The organism is Phaeodactylibacter luteus (assembly GCF_007993045.1).
GTDB classification, from domain to species: Bacteria; Bacteroidota; Bacteroidia; order Chitinophagales; family Saprospiraceae; genus Phaeodactylibacter; species Phaeodactylibacter luteus.
Genome location: NZ_VOOR01000291.1, coordinates 1 through 213, shown reverse-complemented (window position 1 = coordinate 213; position 213 = coordinate 1). Strand labels below are relative to the sequence as shown.

Annotated in this window: 1 pseudogene; it reads left to right on the top strand. The window is 60.1% G+C overall.

Annotated elements, in window-relative coordinates:
* Nucleotides 1–213: pseudogene (locus tag FRY97_RS22225) on the top strand (DUF11 domain-containing protein); the annotation flags it as partial.

The following is a 213-nucleotide window of genomic DNA, read 5'->3' as shown; positions in this document are numbered from 1 at the left end:
TTCACGGGCGGCCTGACCAACACGGTTGTGGTAACGAACCCGGAAGACCCGACCCCGGACTGTCCAGATTGTACGGACGGGCCGGACACACCGGACGAGGTATCGGACATCACCACGGTTAAGACGAACGGTACCACTACCTACGTGCCGGGCACAACGGTGCCTTACACCATCACGGTGACCAATAACGGGCCAAGTGTAGCGAGCAGCGTA